The 23688-nt window shown below is 66.9% G+C and carries 23 protein-coding genes; 12 read left to right on the top strand and 11 right to left on the bottom strand.

From position 1 onward, the window contains the following. Nucleotides 1–158 precede the first annotated feature (158 nt). From PYV55_RS11980 to PYV55_RS11970, 3 genes are read left to right on the top strand one after another with little or no spacing between them, the layout of a single operon-like run. Entirely contained in the window at nucleotides 159–1022 is an 864-nt protein-coding gene (locus PYV55_RS11980; protein ID WP_275851460.1) for a CheR family methyltransferase, read from the top strand. Further along, nucleotides 1009–1683, top strand: coding sequence for a chemoreceptor glutamine deamidase CheD (gene cheD, locus PYV55_RS11975; RefSeq protein ID WP_275851458.1), 675 nt, complete (start codon nucleotides 1009–1011; stop codon nucleotides 1681–1683). Before PYV55_RS11980 ends, cheD begins: the two co-directional genes overlap by 14 nt. A gap of 23 nt (nucleotides 1684–1706) precedes the next feature. Then, nucleotides 1707–2819: a protein-glutamate methylesterase/protein-glutamine glutaminase gene (locus tag PYV55_RS11970; protein WP_275851561.1), complete on the top strand. Its 1113-nt coding sequence runs from the start codon at nucleotides 1707–1709 to the stop codon at nucleotides 2817–2819. Nucleotides 2820–2929: 110 nt separating this feature from the next. Here PYV55_RS11970 and radA read toward each other — a convergent pair whose 3' ends face one another. The 3 genes from radA to PYV55_RS11955 all read right to left on the bottom strand — a co-directional run bounded on the left by radA (nucleotide 2930) and on the right by PYV55_RS11955 (nucleotide 6600). Next, on the bottom strand, nucleotides 2930–4309 hold the full coding sequence (radA, locus tag PYV55_RS11965; RefSeq protein ID WP_275851455.1) for a DNA repair protein RadA: 1380 nt from the start codon (nucleotides 4307–4309) through the stop codon (nucleotides 2930–2932). A gap of 52 nt (nucleotides 4310–4361) precedes the next feature. After that, nucleotides 4362–5852 carry a sensor histidine kinase gene (locus tag PYV55_RS11960; RefSeq protein WP_275851452.1) on the bottom strand — a complete coding sequence of 497 codons (1491 nt, stop codon included), beginning with the start codon at nucleotides 5850–5852 and terminating at the stop codon, nucleotides 4362–4364. Nucleotides 5853–5925: 73 nt separating this feature from the next. Continuing rightward, nucleotides 5926–6600, bottom strand: a complete 675-nt coding sequence (locus PYV55_RS11955) for a response regulator (protein ID WP_144731525.1) — start codon at nucleotides 6598–6600, stop codon at nucleotides 5926–5928. 112 nt (nucleotides 6601–6712) lie between these two features. On the opposite strand from PYV55_RS11955, the gene dcd reads away from it, so the two are divergent. Beyond that, nucleotides 6713–7279, top strand: coding sequence for a dCTP deaminase (dcd, locus tag PYV55_RS11950; protein ID WP_275851447.1), 567 nt, complete (start codon nucleotides 6713–6715; stop codon nucleotides 7277–7279). A gap of 28 nt (nucleotides 7280–7307) precedes the next feature. On the opposite strand, the gene aqpZ is transcribed toward dcd, so the two are convergent. Continuing rightward, complete coding sequence (gene aqpZ, locus PYV55_RS11945) at nucleotides 7308–7994, bottom strand: aquaporin Z (RefSeq protein ID WP_275851444.1); 687 nt, start codon at nucleotides 7992–7994, stop codon at nucleotides 7308–7310. Nucleotides 7995–8151: 157 nt separating this feature from the next. On the opposite strand from aqpZ, the gene ypfJ reads away from it, so the two are divergent. Both ypfJ and PYV55_RS11935 read left to right on the top strand, forming a co-directional pair. Then, the gene (gene ypfJ, locus PYV55_RS11940; RefSeq protein ID WP_275851441.1) at nucleotides 8152–9027 is read left to right on the top strand and encodes a KPN_02809 family neutral zinc metallopeptidase; all 876 of its coding nucleotides are present in this window, start codon (nucleotides 8152–8154) and stop codon (nucleotides 9025–9027) included. Between the two features lie 50 nt (nucleotides 9028–9077). After that, the gene (locus PYV55_RS11935) at nucleotides 9078–10547 is read left to right on the top strand and encodes a DEAD/DEAH box helicase (protein ID WP_275851439.1); all 1470 of its coding nucleotides are present in this window, start codon (nucleotides 9078–9080) and stop codon (nucleotides 10545–10547) included. A gap of 427 nt (nucleotides 10548–10974) precedes the next feature. Here the strand turns inward: PYV55_RS11935 and PYV55_RS11930 are convergent, their stop codons facing one another. Then, nucleotides 10975–11826, bottom strand: coding sequence for a symmetrical bis(5'-nucleosyl)-tetraphosphatase (locus PYV55_RS11930; RefSeq protein ID WP_275851437.1), 852 nt, complete (start codon nucleotides 11824–11826; stop codon nucleotides 10975–10977). Between the two features lie 25 nt (nucleotides 11827–11851). Here PYV55_RS11930 and PYV55_RS11925 point away from each other — a divergent pair, with 25 nt between their 5' ends. The 3 genes from PYV55_RS11925 to PYV55_RS11915 all read left to right on the top strand — a co-directional run bounded on the left by PYV55_RS11925 (nucleotide 11852) and on the right by PYV55_RS11915 (nucleotide 14551). Continuing rightward, nucleotides 11852–13162, top strand: coding sequence for a hemolysin family protein (locus PYV55_RS11925; protein ID WP_275851435.1), 1311 nt, complete (start codon nucleotides 11852–11854; stop codon nucleotides 13160–13162). A 109-nt stretch (nucleotides 13163–13271) separates the two neighbouring features. Next, nucleotides 13272–13850, top strand: a complete 579-nt coding sequence (locus tag PYV55_RS11920) for a BPSL1445 family SYLF domain-containing lipoprotein (protein WP_275851434.1) — start codon at nucleotides 13272–13274, stop codon at nucleotides 13848–13850. A 122-nt stretch (nucleotides 13851–13972) separates the two neighbouring features. After that, on the top strand, nucleotides 13973–14551 hold the full coding sequence (locus tag PYV55_RS11915) for a BPSL1445 family SYLF domain-containing lipoprotein (RefSeq protein ID WP_275851432.1): 579 nt from the start codon (nucleotides 13973–13975) through the stop codon (nucleotides 14549–14551). 34 nt (nucleotides 14552–14585) lie between these two features. Here PYV55_RS11915 and flhC read toward each other — a convergent pair whose 3' ends face one another. The 6 genes from flhC to PYV55_RS11885 all read right to left on the bottom strand — a co-directional run bounded on the left by flhC (nucleotide 14586) and on the right by PYV55_RS11885 (nucleotide 19710). After that, nucleotides 14586–15176, bottom strand: coding sequence for a flagellar transcriptional regulator FlhC (gene flhC / locus PYV55_RS11910; RefSeq protein WP_275851429.1), 591 nt, complete (start codon nucleotides 15174–15176; stop codon nucleotides 14586–14588). 29 nt (nucleotides 15177–15205) lie between these two features. Further along, a complete protein-coding gene (gene flhD, locus PYV55_RS11905) occupies nucleotides 15206–15532 on the bottom strand; it encodes a flagellar transcriptional regulator FlhD (protein ID WP_275851427.1) in 327 nt (108 codons plus the stop codon). Between the two features lie 247 nt (nucleotides 15533–15779). Then, nucleotides 15780–16643: a sulfurtransferase gene (locus PYV55_RS11900; protein WP_275851424.1), complete on the bottom strand. Its 864-nt coding sequence runs from the start codon at nucleotides 16641–16643 to the stop codon at nucleotides 15780–15782. 1 nt (nucleotide 16644) lies between these two features. Continuing rightward, a complete protein-coding gene (locus PYV55_RS11895; RefSeq protein ID WP_275851421.1) occupies nucleotides 16645–16806 on the bottom strand; it encodes a hypothetical protein in 162 nt (53 codons plus the stop codon). 342 nt (nucleotides 16807–17148) lie between these two features. Continuing rightward, on the bottom strand, nucleotides 17149–18285 hold the full coding sequence (locus tag PYV55_RS11890; protein WP_275851418.1) for an aromatic ring-hydroxylating oxygenase subunit alpha: 1137 nt from the start codon (nucleotides 18283–18285) through the stop codon (nucleotides 17149–17151). 198 nt (nucleotides 18286–18483) lie between these two features. Then, nucleotides 18484–19710: a helix-turn-helix domain-containing protein gene (locus PYV55_RS11885; RefSeq protein WP_275851416.1), complete on the bottom strand. Its 1227-nt coding sequence runs from the start codon at nucleotides 19708–19710 to the stop codon at nucleotides 18484–18486. A 217-nt stretch (nucleotides 19711–19927) separates the two neighbouring features. Between PYV55_RS11885 and PYV55_RS11880 the strand changes: the two genes are divergently transcribed. Genes PYV55_RS11880 through PYV55_RS11870 form a run of 3 tightly spaced genes read left to right on the top strand, consistent with a single transcriptional unit; the run spans nucleotide 19928 to nucleotide 23618 of the window. Further along, entirely contained in the window at nucleotides 19928–20395 is a 468-nt protein-coding gene (locus tag PYV55_RS11880) for a (2Fe-2S)-binding protein (protein ID WP_275851414.1), read from the top strand. Between the two features lie 32 nt (nucleotides 20396–20427). Next, nucleotides 20428–22815 carry a xanthine dehydrogenase family protein molybdopterin-binding subunit gene (locus PYV55_RS11875; protein WP_275851412.1) on the top strand — a complete coding sequence of 796 codons (2388 nt, stop codon included), beginning with the start codon at nucleotides 20428–20430 and terminating at the stop codon, nucleotides 22813–22815. An 11-nt stretch (nucleotides 22816–22826) separates the two neighbouring features. Then, nucleotides 22827–23618, top strand: coding sequence for an FAD binding domain-containing protein (locus tag PYV55_RS11870; protein WP_275851409.1), 792 nt, complete (start codon nucleotides 22827–22829; stop codon nucleotides 23616–23618). Nucleotides 23619–23688: the final 70 nt, after the last annotated feature.

Here is a 23688-nt window from a genome sequence, read left to right as displayed (position 1 = left end):
AATACGCATGCCAATGGCAGATTGTTTGCACGCGCGCAGGAGTCTTGCGCACTTCCCCGAAGCCCCCGCGGCGGCGGCTTGGCGCTGACGGGGGCGATGGCGCGATGTCTCTTTCACCACCTTTTTCTTCATCCCGTTCGCACCCCGCTGCGGCCGCAATGCCGCACTCCGCGCCGGTTGCCGATGCGCCCAGCCCCTTGCTGCAGGGGCGCGAATTTGCCTGGACGCCGGCCGACTTTGCGCGCGTGCGCAAGCTGATCTACGAGCGCGCCGGCATCAGCCTGCACGAGGGCAAGCAGGCCATGGTCTATAGCCGGCTTGCGCGCCGCCTGCGCGAGACCAGGCATGCCAGCTTTCAGGCCTACCTCGACTGGCTCGAATCGCAAGAAGGCGTCGAAGGCCGCGAATGGCAGGAGTTCGTGAACGCGCTCACGACCAACCTCACGGCCTTTTTTCGCGAGCCGCACCACTTCGAACTGCTCGCCGCGCATCTGCGCAGCAAGCCCGCAGGCACGCGCTGGCGCGCCTGGTGCAATGCGGCCTCCACGGGTGAGGAGCCCTATTCGATTGTCATCACGGCGCTCGAAGCGCTGGGCCCGCAAGCATCATTCCAGCTGATGGCGAGCGACATCGATTCGCGCGTGCTCGCCACGGCCGCGCAAGGCGTCTATCGCCTCGACAACGTCAAAGGCCTGAGCCAGGAGCGGCTGCAGCGCTTTTTCCTGCGCGGCAAGGGTGCGAATACGGGCTTGGTGCGCGTCAAACCCGAGCTGCGGCGCATGATCGAATTCCTGCAGGTCAACCTCATGAGCGAGTCCTGGCCCTTCAAGGAGCCGTTCGACCTGGTGTTTTGCCGCAACGTGATGATTTACTTCGACGCGCCCACGCAGCGCCGCGTGCTCGAGCGCATCCACCGCGTGCTCAAGCCGGGTGGGCTGCTGTTCGTGGGCCACGCGGAAAACTTCAGCGAATCGCGCGACCTGTTCACGCTGCGCGGAAAGACCGTTTATGAGCGCCGCTGAATCTGCCGCTCGCTCCGCTCCAGGCCACGCAGGTGCGGCGCAAAAAGCCTTGCTCGCGCAGCTCAAGGCGCGCGCGCGCCAGCCCGGTGAGGCGGGCTTTTTCTACCTCGACAACCACTTCGGCCGCGTGGCCGTGAAAGTGCTGCCCGGCGAATACTTCGTGACCGGCGCGGACATGCTCATCACCACGGTGCTGGGCTCGTGCATCGCCGCGTGCCTGTGGGACGGGCGGGTGCGCATAGGCGGTATGAACCACTTCATGCTGCCCGAGGGCGAGCAGGGCGATGTTTCGGGCCGCTACGGCTCGTATGCCATGGAGCTGCTGATCAACCAGATGCTCAAGCTCGGTGCGCGGCGCGAAAATCTGCAGGCCAAAATCTTCGGCGGCGGGCAGGTCATGCACAATTTCACCACCATGAACGTGGGTGAACGCAACACGCATTTCGTGCGCGAATACCTGCGCACCGAGCACATCCCCATCGTGTCGGACGACGTGCTCGACATCTATCCGCGCAAGGTGGCGTTCTTCCCGGTCACGGGCAAGGCCATGGTCAAGCGCCTCGCGCATGCCCACCCCGAAACGCTCGAGGTGCAAGAGGCACGCGGCAACGCCGCCACAGTCGCCAGGACCACGGCCGGCGGCTCGATCGACCTGTTTTGACATTTTTTGCGATAGCCATGCCAGTGAAGCCAAAAATCCGCGTGATCGTGGTCGATGACTCGGCGCTGGTGCGCAGCCTGCTGGCCGAGATCATCAACCGCCAGCCCGACATGGAGTGCATAGGCACAGCCAACGATCCGCTGATCGCGCGCGAGATGATCCGCGAGCGCAACCCCGACGTGATCACGCTCGACGTCGAAATGCCGCGCATGGACGGCATCGACTTTCTCGAGCGCCTCATGCGCCTGCGCCCCATGCCGGTGCTGATGGTCTCCACGCTCACGCAGCGCGGTGCCGAGGTCACGCTCCGTGCGCTCGAGCTCGGTGCGGTGGACTTCGTCGCCAAGCCGCGCGTGGGGCTTGCGAGCGGCATCAACGCACTCGCCGACGAGATCGTCGAAAAGATCCGCATCGCCGCGGCCTCGCACGTGCACCGCATCGTCGCCAAGGCGGCGGCCCGGGCGGCAGCCAGTGCGCACGCTGGTGCCGCCGCGGCGCAGGCCAGCGCAGCGCCTGCGCCGCCCTTGGGCCGCATTTCGACCGAAAAACTCATTGCCATCGGCGCCTCCACGGGCGGCACCGAGGCCATCAAGGAGGTGCTGCTGCCCATGCCCGCAGATGCGCCGGCCATCGTCATCACGCAGCACATGCCGCCGGGCTTCACCACGAGTTTCGCCGCGCGCCTCGACAGCCTGTGCCGCATCAGCGTCAAGGAGGCCCAAAACGGCGAGCGCATCCTGCCCGGTCACGCCTACATCGCGCCCGGCGGCACGCAGTTTCGCATCGCGCGCAGCGGCGCCAATTACGTCGCGGTGGTCGAAGACGCCCCGCCCGTGAACCGCCACAAACCTTCGGTCGAAGTGCTGTTCAAATCGGTCGCGGCGGTAGCCGGGCCCAATGCCTACGGCATCATGCTCACCGGCATGGGCAACGACGGCGCTGCCGCGATGCGCGAGATGAAAGACGCCGGTGCCACCAACTTCGTGCAGGACGAGGCCACGTGCGTCGTTTTCGGCATGCCGCGCGAAGCCATCGCCCACGGCGCCGCCGACGAGGTGCTGCCGCTATCGCAGATCACCCCAGCCCTGCTCGCGCGCCTGCGCAGCAGCACCGACCGGCTGCACCATCGGATTTGAGGTGCCCTGCTGCGGTTGCGGGGCGAGGCTTTTCGCTCTGTTTTGAGGAGCTGCTAGCGCTTGTAAATTCTGCCTGAAGTGCCGAATTGGCTTGTAATTTCTGGGCGGCTTCAGCCCAGTCCATGCACCACTTCGAGCGCTTCTTCCACGCGCTCCACGGCATGGATGGTGAGGCCCTCGATGGGCTTTTTGGGCGCGTTGGCCTTGGGCACCACGGCCACGCTGAAGCCCAGTTTGGCGGCTTCGCGCAGGCGTTCCTGGCCGCGCGGCGCGGGGCGCACTTCGCCCGCGAGGCCGACCTCACCGAACGCGAAAAACCCCTTGGGCAGCGCCTTGCCGCGCAGGCTCGAGGTGATGGCCAGCAGCACGGCAAGGTCGGACGCGGGCTCGCTGATGCGCACGCCGCCCACGGCGTTCACGAACACGTCCTGGTCGGCGCAGGCCACGCCCGCGTGGCGGTGCAGCACGGCCAGCAGCATGGCCAGGCGGTCGCGGTCCAGCCCCACGCTCAGGCGCCGCGGGCTGGGGCCGCCGCTGTCCACCAGGGCCTGGATTTCGACCAGCAGGGGGCGCGTGCCTTCGAGCGTGACGAGCACGCAGCTGCCGGGCACGGGCGTGCTGTGCTGGCTCAGAAAAATCGCGCTCGGGTTGCTCACGCCCTTCAGGCCGCGCTCGGTCATCGCGAACACGCCGATCTCATTGACCGCGCCAAAGCGGTTTTTGATGGCGCGCACGAGGCGGAACGGGCTGTGCGTGTCGCCCTCGAAATACAGCACGGTATCGACCATGTGTTCGAGCACGCGCGGGCCGGCGAGCGCGCCTTCCTTGGTCACGTGCCCGACGAGCACCACGGCCATGCCCGAGGACTTGGCCGCGCGCGTGAGGTGCGCCGCGCACTCGCGCACCTGCGCGACCGAGCCCGGCGCCGAGCTGAGCTGGTCGGAATACACGGTCTGGATCGAGTCGATCACCACCACGGCGGGCTGGTGCGAATCCATGGTGGCGAGGATTTTTTCGAGCTGGATCTCGGCCAGCACCTGCACCGGGCTGTGCTCGAGCCCGAGCCGGCGCGCGCGCAGCGCCACCTGCGCGCCGCTTTCCTCGCCCGTCACGTACAGCGTGGGCAGGCCCGTGCGCTGCAGCGCGTCGAGCGCTTGCAGCAGCAGGGTGGACTTGCCTATGCCCGGATCGCCGCCGATCAGCACCACGCCGCCTTCGACGATGCCGCCGCCGAGCACGCGGTCGAGCTCTTCGAGGCCGCTGGCCGTGCGCGCAAAGTCGCGCGCCTCGATCGCCGCGAGCGGCTGCACGGCCTGCGCCTGCGCGAGCCCCGCAAAGCTGGCGGTGCTGTAGCGGTTGTTGCCCGGAGCGGCCTCGGCCACGGTTTCGACGAGCGTGTTCCAGGCGCCGCAGGACGGGCATTTGCCCAGCCAGCGCGGGCTGGTGCCGCCGCAGGCGCTGCAGGTGAACAGGGTTTTTTCTTTGGCCATGGGGGCGTGAATGTGCGAGGGGATGCGAGCGAGTGAAGGCGATGGCGAGGCACTATAGGACACCGCCCGCGGGCGTGTCTTGCTGCATTGGTAGCGCCGCAAAGCGCACGCTAAAGCGCGCGCCCGGCGGACGGCGGCCCGGGTGCGCGTCTTCGAGCAGCACCTGCGCGCCGTGCTGGCGCGCGATCTCGCTGACGATGGGCAGGCCCAGACCCGAGCCGTCGGCCTCGTTGCCGAGCGCGCGGTAAAACGGCTGGAACACGAGCTCACGCTCGGCCTCGGGCACGCCCGGCCCCGAGTCTTCGACCTGCAGCAGCACGACTTCGCCCAGCGGGTCGGCGAGCACGCGCGCGGTGACCACGCCGGGCTGCGCGGCGTTCGACGGCGTGTAGTTGATGGCGTTGTCGAGCAGGTTGCGCACCAGCTCCTTGAGCAGCGTGGGGTTGCCCTGCGCCCACACGCCAGGCGCCGTGGGCGGGGCGCCGTCGTAGCCCAGATCGAGGTGCCTTTCGAGCGCGCGCGGCACCGAGTCGCGCACCACTTCCATGGTCAGGCGCGCGAGGTTGCAAGGCTGGTGCGCGAGGCGCGTGCCGCTCGCCTCGGCACGCGCGAGCGCGAGCAACTGGTTCACCGTGTGCGTGGCGCGCATGCTCGCGCGCCCGATCTGCTGCAGCGAGCGCTTGAGGTCTTCGGTGCTGGTGCCTTCGCGCTGCGCGAGGTCGGCCTGCATGCGCAGGCCCGCGAGCGGCGTCTTGAGCTGGTGCGCGGCGTCGGCGAGAAAGCGCTTTTGCGTCGCGATGGAGTCATCGAGCCGCATGAGCAGGTCGTTCACCGAGGCCACGAGCGGCGCCACCTCGAGCGGCACCGTGCGCTCGTCGAGCGGGCTCAGGTCGTCGGGGCGGCGCGCGCGGATGCGCTGCTCGATCTGGCTCAGCGGCTGGATGCCGCGCGCGAGCGCGAGCCACACGAGCAGCACCGCGAGCGGCAGGATCACGAACTGCGGCAGCATCACGCCCTTGACGATTTCCGTCGCAAGCATGCTGCGCTTTTCGCGCGTCTCGGCCACCTGCACCAGCGCCAGTGCGGGGCTGCCCTGCGTGGCGGGCAGCGCGAGCGGCACCCAGACCGCGGCCACGCGGATGTCCACGCCGCGCAGCTCGTCGTCGCGCAGCCACACCGCATCGACGGCATCGGCGCCCGTGCGCTCGTCCACACCGGGTTGCGGCAGGCTCGCGTCGCCTGCGAGCAACGCTCCGCTGGGGGCAAGTACCTGGTAATACACGGTGTCGGCGGCGTCGGCGCGCAACATCTCATAGGCCGGCTGCGGCAGGCTGAACTGCACCTTGCCCTGCGCCACGCTCACGAGCTGGGCCAGCGTCTGCGCGTGGTGTTCGAGCGCGCGGTCGAAAGGCTTGTTGGCGAGCGTCTGCGCGACCAGCCAGGTCAGCGCGAGGCTCAGCGGCCACAAGAGCAGCAGCGGCGTGAGCATCCAGTCGAGGATTTCACCGAACAGCGAGCGCTGCGTGCGCTGGAAGATTTTCAAGGTCGTTGGGGTTATGGATAAAAACAGCCTTTTGCGCCCGTAGATACTGCGTAAGCAGCTCTTGTTTCGAGAGTCAGGCAGGGATTTTTTCGAGGCAGTAGCCGAGCCCGCGCACGGTGGCGATGCGGATCGGGCCGCGCTCGATCTTCTTGCGCAGGCGATGGACGTAGACCTCGATGGCGTTGAGGCTCACTTCCTCGCCCCATTCGCACAGACGCTCGACCAGCTGCTCCTTGCTGACCAGGCGCCCCGCGCGCTGCAGCAGCACTTCGAGCAGGCCGAGCTCGCGCGCCGAGAGCTCCACCATCTTGCCGTCTATGGTGGCCACGCGCCCGGCCTGGTCATAGACCAGCGGCCCGTGGCGGATGACGCTGCTCGTGGCGCCGGCCTTGCGCCGCGTGAGCGCGCGCACGCGCGCCTCGAGCTCCTGCAGGCTGAAGGGCTTGGCCATGTAGTCGTCGGCGCCGAAGTCCAGTCCCTGCACGCGGTCTTCCACGCTGTCGGCAGCCGTGAGGATGAGCACGGGCAGCGCAGAGCCGCGGCCGCGCAGCTTTTTGAGCACCTCGAGCCCGTGCATGCGCGGCAGGCCCAGGTCGAGGATCAACAGGTCGAACTCGGTGTGCGTCATCAGCGCCGCATCGGCCTCGCTGCCGCTGGCCACATGGTCCACCGCCGCGCCCGAATTGCGCAGTGTGCGCAGCAGGCCGTCGGCCAGCACCTGGTCGTCTTCGGCAATGAGGATGCGCATGGGGGCTCGTCTCCGGGGGCGTTTTCGCGCGATTGTGGCATGCGCCGTGTCGCCGCAGGCATCGCGTACTGGGCCCTGCTTACAATGCCGCGGCACAACCAGGGCCCCCAGCATGACCATCAAAAGCGACAAATGGATACGCCGCATGGCCGAGCAGCACGGCATGATCGAACCCTACGAGCCCGGCCAGGTGCGCGAGGTCGATGGGCGCAAGATCGTGAGCTACGGCACCAGCAGCTACGGCTACGACATCCGCTGCGCGCCCGAATTCAAGATTTTCACGAACATCCACAGCACCGTGGTCGACCCCAAGAATTTCGACGAAAAGAGCTTCGTCGATTTTCATGGCGAGGTGTGCATCATCCCGCCCAACAGCTTTGCGCTGGCGCGCACCGTCGAATACTTCCGCATCCCGCGCAACGTGCTCACCATCTGCCTGGGCAAGAGCACCTACGCGCGCTGCGGCATCATCGTCAACGTCACCCCCTTCGAGCCCGAGTGGGAGGGTTACGTGACGCTCGAATTCAGCAACACCACGCCGCTGCCCGCCAAGATTTATGCCGGCGAAGGCTGCGCGCAGGTGCTGTTTTTCGAGAGCGACGAGGTCTGCGAAACCAGCTACAAAGACCGCGGCGGCAAGTACCAGGGGCAGGTGGGCGTGACGCTGCCCAAGGCGTGAGGGATGAGTGCCGGCAAGGACGCGGCCATCACTCTTTTGCTATGCCGCGATACATCAATGCGCCCAGCGCGCCGCCCACGATGGGGGCCACCCAGAAAAGCCACAGCTGCGCCAGCGCCCAAGCGCCCACGTAAACCGCCACGCCCGTGCTGCGCGCTGGATTGACCGAAGTGTTGGTCACGGGGATGGAGATCAGGTGGATGAGGGTCAGGCACAGGCCGATGGCGATGGGCGCAAGGCCTTGCGGGGCACGTTGGTCGGTGGCGCCCATGATGACGAACAGGAGGATCGCCGTCATGACCACCTCTGTCACCAAGGCGGCTACAAGGCTATAGCCGCCCGGCGAATGTTCGCCGTAGCCATTCGAGGCGAATCCGCCAGCCAGGTCAAAACCTGCCTTTCCGCTGGCGATGACGTAGAGCACGCCGCCTGCAATGATCGCGCCGATGACTTGGGCCACGATATAGGGGATCAAGTCGGCTTTGGGAAAACGCCCGCCCACGCACAAGCCCACCGAGACGGCCGGGTTCAGGTGGCAGCCGGAGATGTGCCCGATGGCGAAGGCCATGGTGAGCACGGTCAGGCCGAAGGCCAGCGAGACCCCGGCCAGGCCAATGCCGACATCAGGAAAGGCGGCGGCCAATACGGCACTGCCGCAACCTCCGAGAACCAGCCAGAAGGTGCCGATGCATTCAGCGAGGTAGCTGTTTTTCATGTCGAAACTCCCAGATTGTTGAAAATCAGAAGATTGCGCGCCTCAAACAAGCGCAATGGCGCACGAGGGTGAAAGTGCCCCGTAGCTGCCACAAGGCACGGGACAGCTACAGTAGCGGCAATTTAACGTGTGCACGTGTCAAGTCAAGGAGTCAGCGATGCGGTGGGAAGGTGAACGGCAGTCAGACAACATGGAAGATCGCCGTGATGACGACGGTGGTGGCGGTTTTGGGCTGGGCGGGCGCAGCATAGGCATCGGCACCATCGTGCTTGCGCTGTTGGGCAGTTGGGTGCTGGGCGTCAGCCCCGTGACGCTGCTGAACCTTTTGAGCGGTGGTGGCAGCCCGGCAGTCGTGCAGCCACAGAGGCCGGCGCACAAACCGCCGGCCGCAGACCAGAGTGCGACCTTCGTTTCGACCGTGTTGGCCTCGACGGAAGATGCCTGGACGCAGGTTTTTCAAGAAGACAATGCGCAATATCAGCCGCCGCGCCTGGTGCTGTACCGCGGCGCCACGCCCACGGCTTGCGGGACCGGGCAGGCCGCCATGGGGCCGTTCTATTGCCCGGGCGACCGCAAGGTCTATCTGGACATGGATTTTTTCGACACCCTCAGCCATGACCTCGGTGCGCCCGGCGATTTCGCGCGCGCCTACGTGGTGGCCCATGAAGTGGGGCACCATGTGCAGAACCTGCTCGGTCTGACCGCTAAAATCGACGGTTTGCGCGGCCGGGTGAGCCAGGTACAGCAAAATCAGCTGTCCGTGCGCCTGGAGCTGCAGGCCGACTGTCTGGCCGGCGTGTGGGCCAACAGGTCGCAGCAGGCCAGGCACTGGCTGGAGCAAGGCGATGTCGAATCCGCAATGAACGCGGCTTCGCACATCGGCGACGATGCGCTGCAAAAGCGCAGCCAGGGTTATGTGGTGCCCGACAGTTTCACCCACGGCACCAGTGCGCAGCGCCAGCACTGGTTCCAGGCCGGCATGGACGCTGGCCGCATACAAGCGTGCGACACCTTTGGCGCACGGCAGCTTTGATCGAATGCCCGCAGACATGCTTGGCACAACCAGGTGAATCCTGACGTTTCATGACCTCTTCATTTTCCGAACTGCAACTTTCCCCCACCATCGACCGCGCCGTGGCCGAGATGGGCTACACGGCGATGACGCCCATCCAGGCGCAGGCCATTCCGGTCGTGCTGCAGGGGCGCGACGTCATGGGCGCGGCGCAGACGGGCACGGGCAAGACGGCGGCCTTTTCGCTGCCGCTGCTGCAGCGCCTGCTGGTGCACGAAAACAGCTCCACCTCGCCCGCGCGCCATCCGGTGCGGGCACTCGTGCTGCTGCCCACGCGCGAGCTCGCCGACCAGGTGGCGCAGCAAGTCGCGCTCTACGCCAAATACACCAAGCTGCGCAGCGCCGTGGTGTTCGGCGGCATGGACATGAAGCCGCAGACGCTGGAGCTCAAAAAAGGCGTGGAAGTCCTCGTCGCGACGCCGGGGAGGCTGCTCGACCACATCGAGGCCAAGAACGTGGTGCTCAACCAGGTCGAATACGTGGTGCTCGACGAGGCCGACCGCATGCTCGACATCGGCTTTCTGCCCGACCTGCAGCGCATCCTTGCCTACCTGCCGCGCCAGCGCACCACGCTCTTGTTCTCGGCCACCTTCTCGCCCGAAATCAAGCGCCTCGCGGCGAGCTACCTGAACGATCCGGTAACCATAGAGGTCGCACGCCCGAACGAGACGGCATCCACCGTGGAGCAGCGCTTTTACGCCGCAGGCGAGGACGACAAGCGCCGCGCGCTGCAGCAGTTGCTGCGGACACTGGAAGTGAAGCAGGCCTTCATCTTCGTGAACAGCAAGCTCGGCTGCGCGCGCCTGGCCCGTGCGCTCGAGCGCGAGGGCTTCAAAACGGCGGCGCTGCACGGCGACAAAAGCCAGGACGAACGCCTGAAGGCGCTCGAGGCGTTCAAGTGCGGCGAGGTCGATCTGCTCGTGTGCACCGACGTGGCCGCGCGCGGGCTGGACATCAAGGACGTGCCTGCGGTGTTCAACTACGACGTGCCATTCCACGCCGAAGACTATGTGCACCGCATCGGCCGCACCGGGCGCGCAGGCGCCTCGGGCCTGGCCGTGACGCTCGTCGCACCGGGCGACGCGCGCCTTGTGGCCGAGCTCGAAAAACTCCTCAAGAAAAAAATCGCCCCTGAGCCGCTCGCCCTCGAGCACGAGCGCCCGCGCAGCCGCGAGGGCCGTTACGGATCGGCCGACGATGCAGGGCGGACGTCGGGACGAGACAGAGGCCGGGAATCAGGCCGGGAGTCGGGTCGGGAATGGGGCCGAGGATCGGCGCGCGAAGACCGCCCGCAGCGCGGCTTCCGCTCGCCCGCGCCCGCCCACGATCCGTTTTTCGACAAACCCTACGAACCCAGCCCCGGCGGCACCCCGGCCGCGTGGGAGGCCGTGGAAAAGGTGCTCGCGCCGCCACGCAACGGCGTCTCGCCGAACATCAAGCCCAAGCGCAAGATCGCCGCGCTGCTCAAGGCGGGCTCCTGAGGAAATTGGGGTCAGATTCGAATTTCGGGCGTGGATGATGGGGCGAAGGTCGGGTGCCGGGAGTTGCGCCCGGCGGCGCACCTTCTTTTCTTGTCTCGCCAAGAAAAGAAGGCAAAAGAAGGCGACCCTGCTGTCTGCGTCCCTGTGCGCCTGAGCGGCGCCCAGGGCAACCTGCGGTGCTCGCGCCCGGCGGGGTCGCGCGAAACTCGCTGCGCTGCGCTGCGCTGCGCTGCGCTTCGCTCAAACAATCGCGCGCCCTTTATCCGCCGGGCGCTGCGCTCCTCGGCGCATCCAGAAGGGCGGGGATACCACACGGGCCATCGCTGCGCTCGGCCCTTTGGGAAAATTGGAATCTGACCCCAATTACAAGTGTTTTTGACCTTAGACGCTTGTCCGGTCAGTGCGAGAAGCTATCAAAATAATAGCATCACGCCCCCGGCCTCTGCGCCTGCGCACACCGCACCTGCAGCAGTTCACGCTCGGCCAGGGTGTGGCCGAAGCGTACCGCGCTCAGGGCGCCGCCCCAGACGCAGCCCGTGTCGAGGGCGAGCAGGTCAGGGCGGTTGAGCCAGCCCAGCGTGGACCAGTGGCCGAACGCGATCGGCTGGTCCGCCGTGCGCCGCCCGGGTACGTCGAACCAGGGCAGCAGGCCCGGCGGTGCGGTGCTGGCGCTTTCGGTGCTCGAAAAATCCATGGTGCCTTGCGGTGTGCAAAAGCGCAGGCGGGTGAGCGCATTGACGATCACGCGCAGGCGCTCCACGCCGTGCAGGCCGTCGTGCCATTGCGCGGGCGCGTTGCCGTACATCTGGTGCAGGAAGTCGCCGAGGTCGGCGCTGCGCAGCACGGCGTGCACCTCGTCGGCAAGCGCCAGCGTGTCCTGCGCGCTCCACTGCGGCAGCACGCCTGCGTGTACGAGCAGGAGTGCTTCTTCACTTTGTCCATGCACATGCCGGCGCGCAAGCGGTTGCTGGCGCAGCCAGTCGAGCAGGGCCGCGCGGTCGGTCGCGGCTAGCAGTTCCTGCAAAGTGTCCTGGCGGCCGGGTTTGCGCGCGCCGTGCGCCAGCGCGAGCAGGTGCAGGTCGTGGTTGCCCAGCAGCGGGCGCAGCGCGTCGCCGTGCGCCATGCAGCGGCGCAGTACCGCGGCCGAGTCGGGCCCGCGGTTGACGAGGTCGCCGAGCAGATAGACGGTGTCGCGGCTCGGGGAAAAGCCGATGCGATCGAGCAATTGCCCCAGGGCGCGGTCGCAGCCCTGCACGTCGCCGATACAGTAAAGTGCCATGGTGTTCAGTTTTTAACGAATTTCCATGGATTTTCTGCTGATCGCGCTGCTGACGCTGCTCAATGGCGTGTTCGCGATGTCTGAGCTCGCGCTCGCGTCGAGCCGCAAGCTGCGCCTCGTGGCCCTGGCCGAAGAGGGCGACAAGGGCGCGCAGGCGGCGCTCGCGCTGCTCGACGATCCGACGCAGTTCCTTTCGTCGGTGCAGGTGGGCATCACCTCGATAGGCATGCTCAACGGCATCATCGGCGAGGCCGCGTTCAGCGAGCGGCTCGCGCACTGGCTGCAGGGCCTGGGCGTGGCCCCGGGCGCGGCGGGCGTGGCGGCCACGGCGCTGGTGGTCACGGTGATCACCTTCATCACCATCGTGTTCGGCGAGCTCGTGCCCAAGCGCATCGGGCAGCTCTACCCCGAGCCCGTGGCGCGGGTGATCGCGCTGCCCATGACCTGGGTGGCGCGCGTGGCCAAGCCTTTCGTGCGCCTGCTCGCGCTTTCTACGCAGGCCGTGTTGCGCCTGCTGCGCGTCGATGATTCGGCCGTGCATTCCATGACCGAGGAGGAAATCATCGCGAGCCTCGAAGAGGGCCGGGCCGCGGGCGTGATCGAGCACCACGAGCACCAGATGGTGCGCAACGTCTTCCACCTCGACGACCGCCCGCTGACTTCGCTGATGGTGCCGCGCACCGACGTGCAGTGGCTGGACGCGCGCGCGTCGGTGGCAGAGTGCCTGCGCCTCGTGGCGCAGGGCGAGCGCGCGCATTCGTGGTATCCGGTGTGCCGTGGCTCGCTCGACGAGGTGGTCGGCATCATCAGCGTGGCGCGCCTGCTTGCGCTGGGGCCCGAGGCGAGTGGCGGCATAGAGGCGCACGTGCAGCCCGCCCTCTTCGTGCCCGAGACGCTCACGGGCATGGAGCTGCTCGATCAATTTCGCACGCGCGCCGGGCGCATGGTGTTCGTGGTCGATGAATACGGCGTGGTGCAGGGCATCATGACGTCGCACGACTTGCTCGAGGCGATCACCGGCGAGCTGCAGCCCGGCGCCGCAAGCGAGGCCTGGGCCACACAGCGCGAAGACGGTAGCTGGCTGCTCGACGGCCTCATGCCCGTGAACGAGCTCAAGGCGCGGCTGGGCATCCGCGAGCTGCCCGACGAGGAGCGCGCGCGCTACAACACCCTTGCGGGGCTGCTTTTGGCCGAGTCGGGCCATTTGCCCGTCGTGGGCGAGCGCATCAGCTGTGCGGGCTGGGTGTTTGAAGTGGTGGACCTCGACGGCAAGCGCATCGACAAAGTGCTGGCCCAGCTGTCGCCCCCCGTGCCCGACCATGCAGAGGGTGAATAGCCAAAGCGCGCCGAAACAAGCGCAAACAAGGCTGCAGGATTGCTACAGATTTGGGTAACGCCCAGCGCTTACACTGCGCCCAATCGGTGATTTTGGAAGGATTTTGTCCATGCGTTTTCCCACCCTGCGTACGCTGACCCTGGCCGCGCTGGCCGGCAGCCTGCTTTTGACGGCCTGCACGACCACCGGCGAAGCAGACACGGCGCCCAACACTTCGGCGCGCGTGGCACTGGACGCCGAAGTCAGCGACACGCTGAACCGCCTCTACAAAGTCGCGCCCGATGCACGCGAAATGGTGGCCAAGGCCGCGGGGGTGCTGGTGTTCCCCGCGGTCGTAGGCGGGAGCTTTGTGGTGGGTGGCGGCTACGGGCGCGGCGCCATGCTCGTGGACGGGCGTACCCAGGGTTACTACAGCCTGGGCACGGGCTCCATAGGCTGGCAGATCGGCGCGCAGTCCAAGTCGGTCCTCTATGTGTTCAACACCCGCGAGGCCCTGGCGAAGTTCCTCGACAGCACGGGCTGGGTTGCCGGTGTTGATGCCAGCGTGGCTGTGGCGCACATCGGTGCGAATGGCCGCATAGACAGCGAAACCATCAAACAGCCCGTGGTCGGCTTCATCATGAACAATGCCGGGCTCGAGGCCGGCGTGTCGCTGCAGGGCACGAAGATTTCGCGCATCAGCCTTTGAGACCTGTTCTGAGCGCGCGGCTTGCATGAGGCGCGGCCGGGAGTGTCGGCTTTTCCCGTGTTTTGCGCCGACAGGCTCCCCGGGTTGGTTTTCGCATTTTCCCAAAGCAAAGGAGTTTGACCATGCGTTCTCCCCTCTTGCGTACCTTGGCGCTGGCCGTGGTGGCGGGCAGCGTGCTCTTGACAGCGTGTACCACCACCGGTGAGAAAGACACGGCACCCAAACCTTCGGCGCGTGCGGCGCTTGACGCCGATGTGAATGCCGCGCTGAACCGCCTCTACAAGGTGTCGCCCGATGCGCGTGAGATGGTGGCCAAATCCGCCGGCGTGCTGGTGTTTCCCTCGGTGGTCGGCGGCAGCTTCGTGGTGGGCGGCGAGTATGGCCGTGGCGCGCTGCTGCAGCATGGCCGCATCCAGGGTTACTACAGCCTGGGCGCGGGCTCGCTCGGCTTCCAGATTGGCGCGCAGTCCAAGGCCATCATCTACGTCTTCAACACCAGCGATGCGCTGCAGAAGTTCCTCAGCAGCGAAGGCTGGGTGGCCGGCGTCGATGCCACCGTGGCCGTGGCGCACATCGGTGCCAACGGACGCATAGACAGCGAAACCGCCAAACAGCCCGTGGTCGGCTTCGTGATGAGCAACGCCGGCCTCGAAGCTGGCGTGTCGCTGCAGGGCGCGAAGATCACCAAGACCAAGCTCTGAGTTTGCTTTTGTGCTTGCGCTGCGCTGACTTTGGCTACAAGGTCAGCGCTCCGGCACTCTTGCTCTTGCCCGCGCGCGCCGGTGGATTGCACAGGCCGCAGGTGTAGTGGCGTGCGTTTTCATAGGGCTCGGTGATGAACTGCCCGCTGCATTGCTTGCACGCCGTGCGCGTGAGCATGCCCGCATCGACGAACTTCACGAGGCGCCAGGCGCGCGTGAAGGACAGCAGCGGCTCGATCTGTGCGATGCGCATCTGCTCGTCGTAAAGGCGGTAGGCCTTGGTCAGCAGCTCGACTGCGTCCAGGCTCGCACCTTTGGACAGGTACTGGTAGATGTTGAGGAACAGCGAGCTGTGGATGTTTTCCTGCCAGGTCAGGAACCAGTCGGTCGAAAACGGCAACTGGCCTTTGGAGGGTGACTTGCCCGCAATTTCTTTGTAAAGCCGGATCAGACGCTCGTAGGACAGCGTGGTTTCCGACTCGAGCACCTGCATGCGCGCGCCCATCTGGATCAGCATGGCCGCCCGCTCGATCTGGCGCGATTCGTCGAGCACGCTCTTGGGGCTTGACTTTGCGGGCGCTGCTGCTTTTGTTTTCGTAGCTGTATCGGCAATGGCGGCGGTCATGATGGCGTCCTTTTATCGATAAATCCTGCTCAGAGCACTTCGGAGATGCGCCCCGCCATGAGGATGTTCGCGTGCAGGGTGTTGACGGCTTCGTTGTCCGACTTTTTCTGCGTGTGGTTCGTGAGCAGGCCCCAGACCAGGTTGTCGTCGACGCGGAAGCTGCAAAGAAGGGTGTTTCTCGAGGCCAGTTTGAGCACTTGCGCCGCCGACAGCGATGCCAGAATGTCGGCAGCGTCTTCGTTGATGCCCAGGCGGAACACGGCTTCGGCCTTGTCCTGGCGAATCAGGTTTTGCGCCAGCATCAGGTAGGTGAGGTTGGCTTCGCGGATTTCGGCGAGGAGTTGGTCGTTGGTCATGGCGGCAATCCTTTCAGGGCCGGATCGGTGCATGGCAGAAGTGGTAGTGCCCGATCCGTTGAAATGGATTGTGATTTCGCCCCAATCAAAAATTAAGTCGGCGTTTGGCGGTTTCGCGTGTCAGTCTGTGCGCCGGACTTTGTAGGAATTTGTCTGACAAGCGCCGCAGGGAAAGGGCGCTTTTTTGCACTGGGCGCGCCTGCTGCACGCCACCCCGCCGCACGGCTTTTGTGATCGCTGCGCGCTCTCAGCCGCGCGCCACGGGCCGTGTGGGGTCGCTGCACCACTCGCTCCAGCTGCCGGCAAAAAGGGCCGTCTGCCCGAGCCCGGCCGCTTCCATCGCGAGCAGGTTCGGGATCGCGCTCACGCCGCTGCCGCAGTAGTGCACCACGCTCGCGGGCGGGCGGTTTTCCAGCAGCGCCTCGAATTCGGCGCGCAGCTGGGCCGCGGGCTTGAAGCGCCCGTCCTCTTGAAAATTGAGCGTGAACGGGCGGTTCAGCGCGCCCGGAATGTGCCCCGCGACGGGGTCCAGCGGTTCGACTTCACCGCGGTAGCGCGGCGTGGCGCGCGCATCGATGAGGGTTTGCGTGGGCTTGCCCAAGACCGCCAGCACCTCGGCCGCGCTGAGCAGGCGGCGCAGCGCGGGGCCCTGGACGAACGGCGTTGGATCAGGCGTGGGCTCGGGGCCGCTGCGCACCGCGCCGCCGGCGGCTTGCCAGGCGTGCAGGCCGCCGTCGAGCACGGCCACGGCCTCGTGCCCCAGCCACTTCAGCATCCACCACAGGCGCCCGCAGAAGTTGGCGCCGTTGCGGTCATAGACGACGACCTGCATCTCGCGGCGCAGGCCGCGGCGCGCGAGCCAGTCGGCGAAGACTTCGCGCAGCGGCAGCGGGTGGCGCCCGCCCGAGGCGCGCGGCTGCTGCGGTGCGGCGCTCAGGTCGTGGTCCAGGTGCGCGTAGTGCGCGCCGGGGATGTGCGCGGCGTGGTACTGCTGCGCGCCCGCGTCGGGCTGTGCGAGGTCGAAGCTGCAGTCGAAGACCAATAACGGTGCGCCGCCCGCTTGCAGGGCTTGCAGCTCGGCGGGCGTGATGAGGGTGGTGTAGCTTGGCATGTCAATGCTCCTGTACGCATGGCCGCCGCTGACCACCGGCGTGCCGTCGTGGCCGCAAGCCTGGCAGCAATGCAAATTTTTGCCCATGGCCGAAAGCCAGTGTGGTGACCACGCCCACCAGCGCAGAAAAGAGCGCGGCGGCGATCATCCAGGTAGCTTGCATGGCGCAGGATTATGAATCTTGACTTACGCAAACAAGGATGCAGCAAAGTGTTTTGCCATGGGGCGAGGGCCTTGCCTGACCCCGATTTGCGTAAGTCGTGTGAATAAAAAAACGGCCTGCGCGCTTTGTGGATGCGCGCAGGCCGCTATTGTTAAACCCAGATTGTCCATTAGGCGGTGCTTCGCACCTACGCGGGCGTTGGCGGACGTCTGCCGGTCATTTTGGCCGCGGCTTCGGCGTCCATGGCACTGGCCATGGACTTCTCACCCGCGACCAAACTGCCACGCCAGCCGCCTCGCCACCATCCCGCGTCCTAATGAACAATCTGGGTTAAAGTAGTTTTCAGGTGGTGACGCGCATGCCCATCACGCGCCGGTACCACTCGTGGAAGTGCTGCATGCCGTCTTCCATGGGGCTTTGGTAGGGGCCGACTTCGTTGTCGCCGCGCGCAAACAGCGCTTTGCGGCCCGCGTCCATGCGCTCGGCGATTTCGTCGTCTTCGATGCAGGTTTCCATGTAGGCCGCCTGCTGCGCCTCGACGAATTCGCGCTCGAAGGCGACGATTTCCTCGGGGTAGTAAAACTCCACCATGTTCAGCGTCTTGTCGGTGCTGAGTGGGTGCACGGTGGAGACGGTGAGCACATGCGGGTACCACTCGATCATGATGTGCGGGTAGTACGTGAGCCAGATCGCGCCGCGCTCGGGCATCTTGCCGTTGCGGTACTTGAGCAGCACCTCGTGCCACTTCTTGTAAACGTCCGAGCCGGGCCGCCCGAACGTTGCGGCCACGCCCACGGTCTGCACCGAGAAGTTCTCGCGGAACTCCCAGCGCAGATCGTCGCAGGTCACGAAGTTGCCCAGGCCGGGGTGGAACGGGCCGACGTGGTAGTCCTCCAGATAGACCTCGATGAAGGTCTTCCAGTTGTAGTTGCACTCGTGCAGCTCCACGCGGTCGAGCGCATAGCCGCTGAAGTCGAGCTCGGCGCGCGGGCCGAGCTGCGCGAGGTCGGCGTCTATGTCGCGGCCGTTGTCTGCGAACAACAGGCCGTTCCAGGAGCGCAGCGGGACGTTGCGCAGGTTCAGGCACGGGTCTTGCGCAAAGTGCGGCGCGCCCAGCAGTGCGCCCTGCGCGCTGTAGGTCCAGCGGTGCAGCGGACACACGATGTTGCCGCCTGCGCTGCCTTTTTGCTGCGTGTAGAGCGAGCCGCGCCCCTGCAGCATCACCGCCTGGCGGTGGCGGCAGACGTTGGAGATCAGCTGCACCTGGCCCTGTGCATCGCGCACCAGCGCGCGGCCGCCGTTTTCCTGCGGCAAGGCATAGTAGTCGCCCGCGTTCGGGACGCAGAGTTCGTGCCCCACATAGCGGGGCCCAGACTGAAAGATGCGCTCCAGTTCGCGCTGGAACAGCGCCTCGTCGAAATAGCTGGAAACTGGTAGTTGGCTTGCGGCCTGCTGCAGTCGAAGACTTAAATCAGACATGGGTGTCCTGACCTAAAGACTCCCCACAGGGAGGATGCGCCGTGCATCTGGACAATGAAACCGGCAGGAGCAAAAGCCGCCACCCGCCGGAAGGGGGATGGGATTGTAGCGAGTAGGGTTATTTGCAGGGCGATTCCCGCAGGCCTCGTGCGTGAATTGACGCGCGGCCCGAATCGAATGTTTGGCGTGTGCAGGCGGCTACGGTTTCTTTAGGTTGCCGAGTTTGCGATAGACCGTGGCGCGGCTGATGCCCAGAGCGCGCGCCGCTTGTGCGACGTTGCCGCGCGCGGCCCGGACGGCCTGGCGGATCAGCGCTGTTTCGGTTTCGCGCAGCGGTGTGGGCACGGCAGCTGCGGTTTCGACGCTGGCACCAGGCGTGCCAGGCGTGCCAGGCGCTGCGGCGACTTCGGCGACTTCGGCGACCGCAACGAGCGTGCGTTGGGGCGCGGCCAGCAGTGCCAGGCCATGCAGGCGCAGGCCCGACCAGAGTGGCAATTCGAGCGGCGCGGGCCCGTGGCGCGCGGCCTGCTGCGCCGCGCCCAGCAGCAAGCCCCACGGCAGCGCGCAGAGGTGGCTCCAGTGCAAGGCGGTGCCCGGCGGCAGTTGGGGCAGCGGCATGAGCTGGCGCGCCATGCCGTTGCTGCCGAGCACCTGGCCGTCGGCGCCCAGCACGAGCAGGCCGCCTCCAGCGCCGAGTGGGCTGCCAGGCCAGTTCACGCGCAGCAGCAGCGCGTGCGGCTGTTGCAGCAGCAGCGCGTCTTCGATCGCGCGTGCCGAGCGCACTGCGAGGTGGCGCAGCTCGGGGCGCTCTGGCACATCGACGCCCGTCAGGTCGAGCATGCCCATGCAGCGCCCCCAGGGGTCGAACAGCGGTGCGCCGGCGCAGCTGTAGCAGGTGTTGTCCTCGAAGAAATGCTCGCCGCGGTGCAGCCACACGGCCTGCAATTCGGTCAGCGCCGCGCCTATGGCCGTGGTGCCCACGGCGGCTTCGGACAGGTTGATGCCCACACGCGCGATGGCGCGGGCGCGCGGGTCGCCGTCCGCGGGCAGGCCGTGCAAGCCCTGCACCGCGAGCACGATGCCGTGCGCGTCGGTCAGCAAGGCGAAGTAGCGCATGCCGGTGATGGTGCGCGCAAGCTGTTCGAGCACGGGCCGCGCCGCCTGCAGCAGACTGTGGTGCTGCTCGTGGGTGCGGCGCAGCGCGGCAGCGCTCACGGCGTCGAACACCACGCGCTGCGTGGGCTGCAGGCCGCTGGACAGGCAGCGCTGCCACGAGCGCGCGATCCAGGGCTCCAGGCCCGCCGGGGCGGGCGGCATGGCGGTGGCGCGGGCCGCTTCGGCAGCTGTCCCGGCGCGCAGCGCCTGGCGCGCCTGCGCGACGAGCGTGTGGCGATCGGTCGGCGGTGGCAAGGCGGTGACGGACATCCGGACCTCTCGAATGGGGAGTGCGCAGGGAAATGCGCGGCCGCGCAGCAGGGCGGGGAAAGATCATGCCCACGGCTGCCATGCGGCATGTCGCATTTTGAGAATATCCGCGCAGATACCAAGGAAATTCAGGGTTTTCCCCGAAAAACGGCGCACGAAGGCGACCCACAATGCGATTCGATCCGCCCCATCCCACCCGCTTCGAGGAGACCAACCGATGCAAGTCCAGTTCACCGTCAACGGGCGCGCCGCCAGCGTCGATGTGCCGCCCAACACCCTGCTCGTGCAAGCGCTGCGCGAGCAGCTTGCGCTCACGGGCACGCACGTGGGTTGCGACACCAGCCAGTGCGGCGCATGTACGGTGCTCGTCAACGGCCGCGCCGTGAAGTCCTGCGCCATGCTGGCCGTGCAGGCGCAGGGCGCCGAGGTGCAGACCATCGAGGGCCTGGCTGCGCCCGACGGCACGCTGCACCCCATGCAGGCCGCGTTCAAGGAATGCCACGGCCTGCAGTGCGGCTTTTGCACGCCGGGCATGGTGATGAGCGCGGTGGACCTGGTCAAGCACCACCCGAAGGCCAGCGAGGCCGAGATCCGTGAGCTGCTCGAGGGCAACCTGTGCCGCTGCACGGGCTACCAGAACATCGTGCGCGCGGTGCAGCAGGGCCGCGAGGCCATGGGCGCCTGAAGCGCTCCCGCCATCTTTCGAGGAGATCAGACATGGGTGCTTCCGACTTTTCCCGCCTGCCGCACATCGGCGAATCCGTGCGCCGCAAAGAGGACTACCGCTTCCTCACGGGCGCGGGCCAATACACCGACGACATCACGCTGGCCGCGCAAAGCTACGCGGTGTTCGTGCGCTCGCCGCATGCGCACGCCACAATCAACAGCATCAACACCGAAGCCGCCAAGGCCGCGCCCGACGTGCTCGCCGTGTTCACGGGTGCCGACGTCGCCGCCGACAAGATCAACGGCCTGCCCTGCGGCTGGCTCATCACGAGCACCGACGGCCAGCCCATGAAGGAGCCCGTGCACCCCATCCTCGCGCAGGGCAAGGTGCGCCACGTGGGCGACCAGGTGGCCATGGTGGTGGCGCTCACGCAGCAGCAGGCGCGCGACGCGGCCGAGCTCGTCGAGGTCGATTACGACGTGCTGCCTGCCGTGGTCAACGTGGCCGACGCCGCAGCGGGCGCGGTGCCCGGCGCCGTGGTGCACGACGAGGCGCCCGACAACCGCTGCTTCCAGTGGGCCATAGGCGACAAGGCCGCGGTCGATGCGGCTTTTGCGAACGCCGCGCACGTCACGCGCCTGGACCTTGTGAACAACCGCCTGATCCCCAACGCCATGGAGCCGCGCGCCGCGATCGGCGCCTACAACCGCGCGAGCGACGAATACACGCTCTACGTGGCCAACCAGAACCCGCACGTCGAGCGCCTGCTGCTCACGGCCTTCGTGATGGGCCTGCCCGAGCACAAGGTGCGCGTGATCGCGCCCGACGTGGGCGGCGGCTTCGGCTCCAAGATATACCTCTACGCCGAAGACGTGTGCGTGACCTGGGCCGCGAAAAAGCTCAACCGCAGCGTCAAATGGGTGGCCGAGCGCAGCGAATCCTTCGTGAGCGACGCGCACGGGCGTGACCACGTGAGCCACGCCGAGATGGCCATGGACAAGGACGGCAAGTTCCTTGCGCTGCGCACGCACACGCACGCCAACCTGGGCGCCTACCTTTCGACCTTCTCCACCGTGGTGCCCACCATCCTGTACGCGACGCTGCTCGCGGGCCAGTACGGCACGCCGCAAATTTTTGCGCAGGTCGATGGCTGGTTCACCCACACCGTGCCCGTCGATGCCTACCGCGGCGCGGGCCGGCCCGAGGCGACCTACCTGATAGAGCGCCTGGTGTCGCGCTGCGCCTGGGAGATGGGCCTGTCGCAGGACGAAATCCGCAAGCGCAACTTCGTCACGCAGTTCCCCTACCAGACGCCGGTGGCGTTGCAGTACGACACGGGCGACTTCCACGCCTGCATGAACAAGGCGCAGGAGCTCGCCGACGTGGCCGGCTTCGAGGCGCGCCGCGCCGCGAGCGCCGCCAAAGGTCTGCTGCGCGGCATAGGCTACAGCAGCTACATCGAAGCCTGCGGCCTCGCGCCGAGCAACATCGCGGGGGCGCTGGGCGCGCGTGCGGGCCTGTTCGAGGCCGGCGAGGTGCGCGTGCACCCCACGGGCAGCGTGACGGTGTTCACCGGCTCGCACAGCCACGGCCAGGGGCACGAGACGACCTTCGCGCAGGTGGTCGCGGCGCGCCTGGGCATTCCGGTCGAAAACGTCGCTATCGTGCACGGCGACACCGGGCGCGTGCCCTTCGGCATGGGGACGTATGGCTCGCGCTCGCTCAGCGTGGGCGGCTCGGCGATCATGAAGGCGCTCGACAAGATCGAGGCCAAGGCCAAGAAGATCGCCGCGCACCTGCTCGAAGCGAGCGACGCCGACATCGACTTTCAGGGCGGCGAATTCATCGTGCGCGGCACCGACAAAAAGATTCCTTTCGCGCAGGTCGCGCTCACGGCCTACGTGCCGCACAACTACCCGCTCGACAAGCTCGAGCCGGGCCTGAACGAAACCGCGTTCTACGACCCGACCAACTTCACCTTCCCCGCGGGCACCTACATCTGCGAGGTCGAGGTGGACCCGGCCACGGGCGCCACGCGCGTCGCTCGCTTCACCGCGGTCGATGACTTCGGCGTCATCATCAACCCCATGATCGTCGAAGGCCAGGTGCACGGCGGGCTGGTGCAGGGCATTGGCCAGGCGCTGCTCGAAAACTGCGTCTATGACCGCGAAACCGGCCAGCTGCTCACGGGCAGCTACATGGACTACGCGATGCCGCGCGCGGACGACTTCCCCACGTTCCAGATCGGCCATGTGTGCACGCCCTGCACGCACAACCCGCTGGGCTCCAAGGGCTGCGGCGAGGCCGGGGCGATCGGCTCGCCGCCCGCGGTGATCAACGCCGTGCTCGACGCCCTGCGACCGCTGGGCGTCAAGGACTTCGACATGCCCGCATCGCCGCACCGCGTGTGGCAAGCCATCCAGAACGCCAAAGCCTGAGGAGAACCCGCATGTACGCCTTCACCTACGAAACCCCCGCCAGCGTGGCCGAAGCAGCCAGCCTGGCCGCGGCCGGCGGCAAGCCCATCGCCGGCGGGCAGAGCCTGCTGCCCTCGATGCGCCTGCGCCTGGCCAACCCGGAGCGCATCGTCGACCTCAACGGCATCGCCGAACTCGCCGGCATCCGCCGCGAGGGCCAGGCGCTGCGCATAGGCGCCATGACGCGCCACATGGACGTGGCCGCGAACGCCGAGGTGCAGTCGGCCATCCCCGCGCTGGCGCACCTTGCCGCGCACATCGGCGACCGCCAGGTGCGCGCACGCGGCACGCTGGGCGGCTCGGTGGCCAACAACGACCCCGCCGCCTGCTACCCGAGCGCCGTGCTGGGCCTGGGCGCCACCGTGATCACGAACCGGCGCGAGATCGCCGCGGACGACTTCTTTCTCGGCATGTACGCCACCGCGCTCGAAGAGGGCGAGCTCATCACCGCGATCCGCTTCCCCATTCCGCAGCGCGCGGCCTACCTCAAGTTCAAGCAGCCGGCCTCGCGCTTTTCGCTCGTGGGCGTGTTTGCGGCGCAGACTGCGGGTGGCGTGCGCGTGGCCGTCACGGGCGCGGCCGGCTGCGTGTTCCGCCACGCCGGGCTGGAGGCGGCGCTGAACCAGCGCTTCACGCCCGAGTCCGCCGCCGCGGTCAAAATCGACGCCAGCGAGCTCAACGCCGACATCCACGCGAGCGCCGCCTACCGCGCCCAGCTCATCAGCGTGCTGACGCAGCGCGCCGTGGCGCAGATGCTGGGGTGAGCGTTTGCATGCGCCGGGGTGGGCGCTGCAGAGTCCTCGAAATTTAAGCAAAATCGGCGTTTTGCGCAGA

Origin of the sequence: Extensimonas soli, assembly GCF_029211265.1 — a bacterium.
Taxonomy (GTDB): Bacteria; Pseudomonadota; Gammaproteobacteria; order Burkholderiales; family Burkholderiaceae_C; genus Extensimonas; species Extensimonas soli.
Note: the sequence above shows the minus strand (reverse complement) of the source record. Positions and strands in the feature narration are given on the sequence as shown.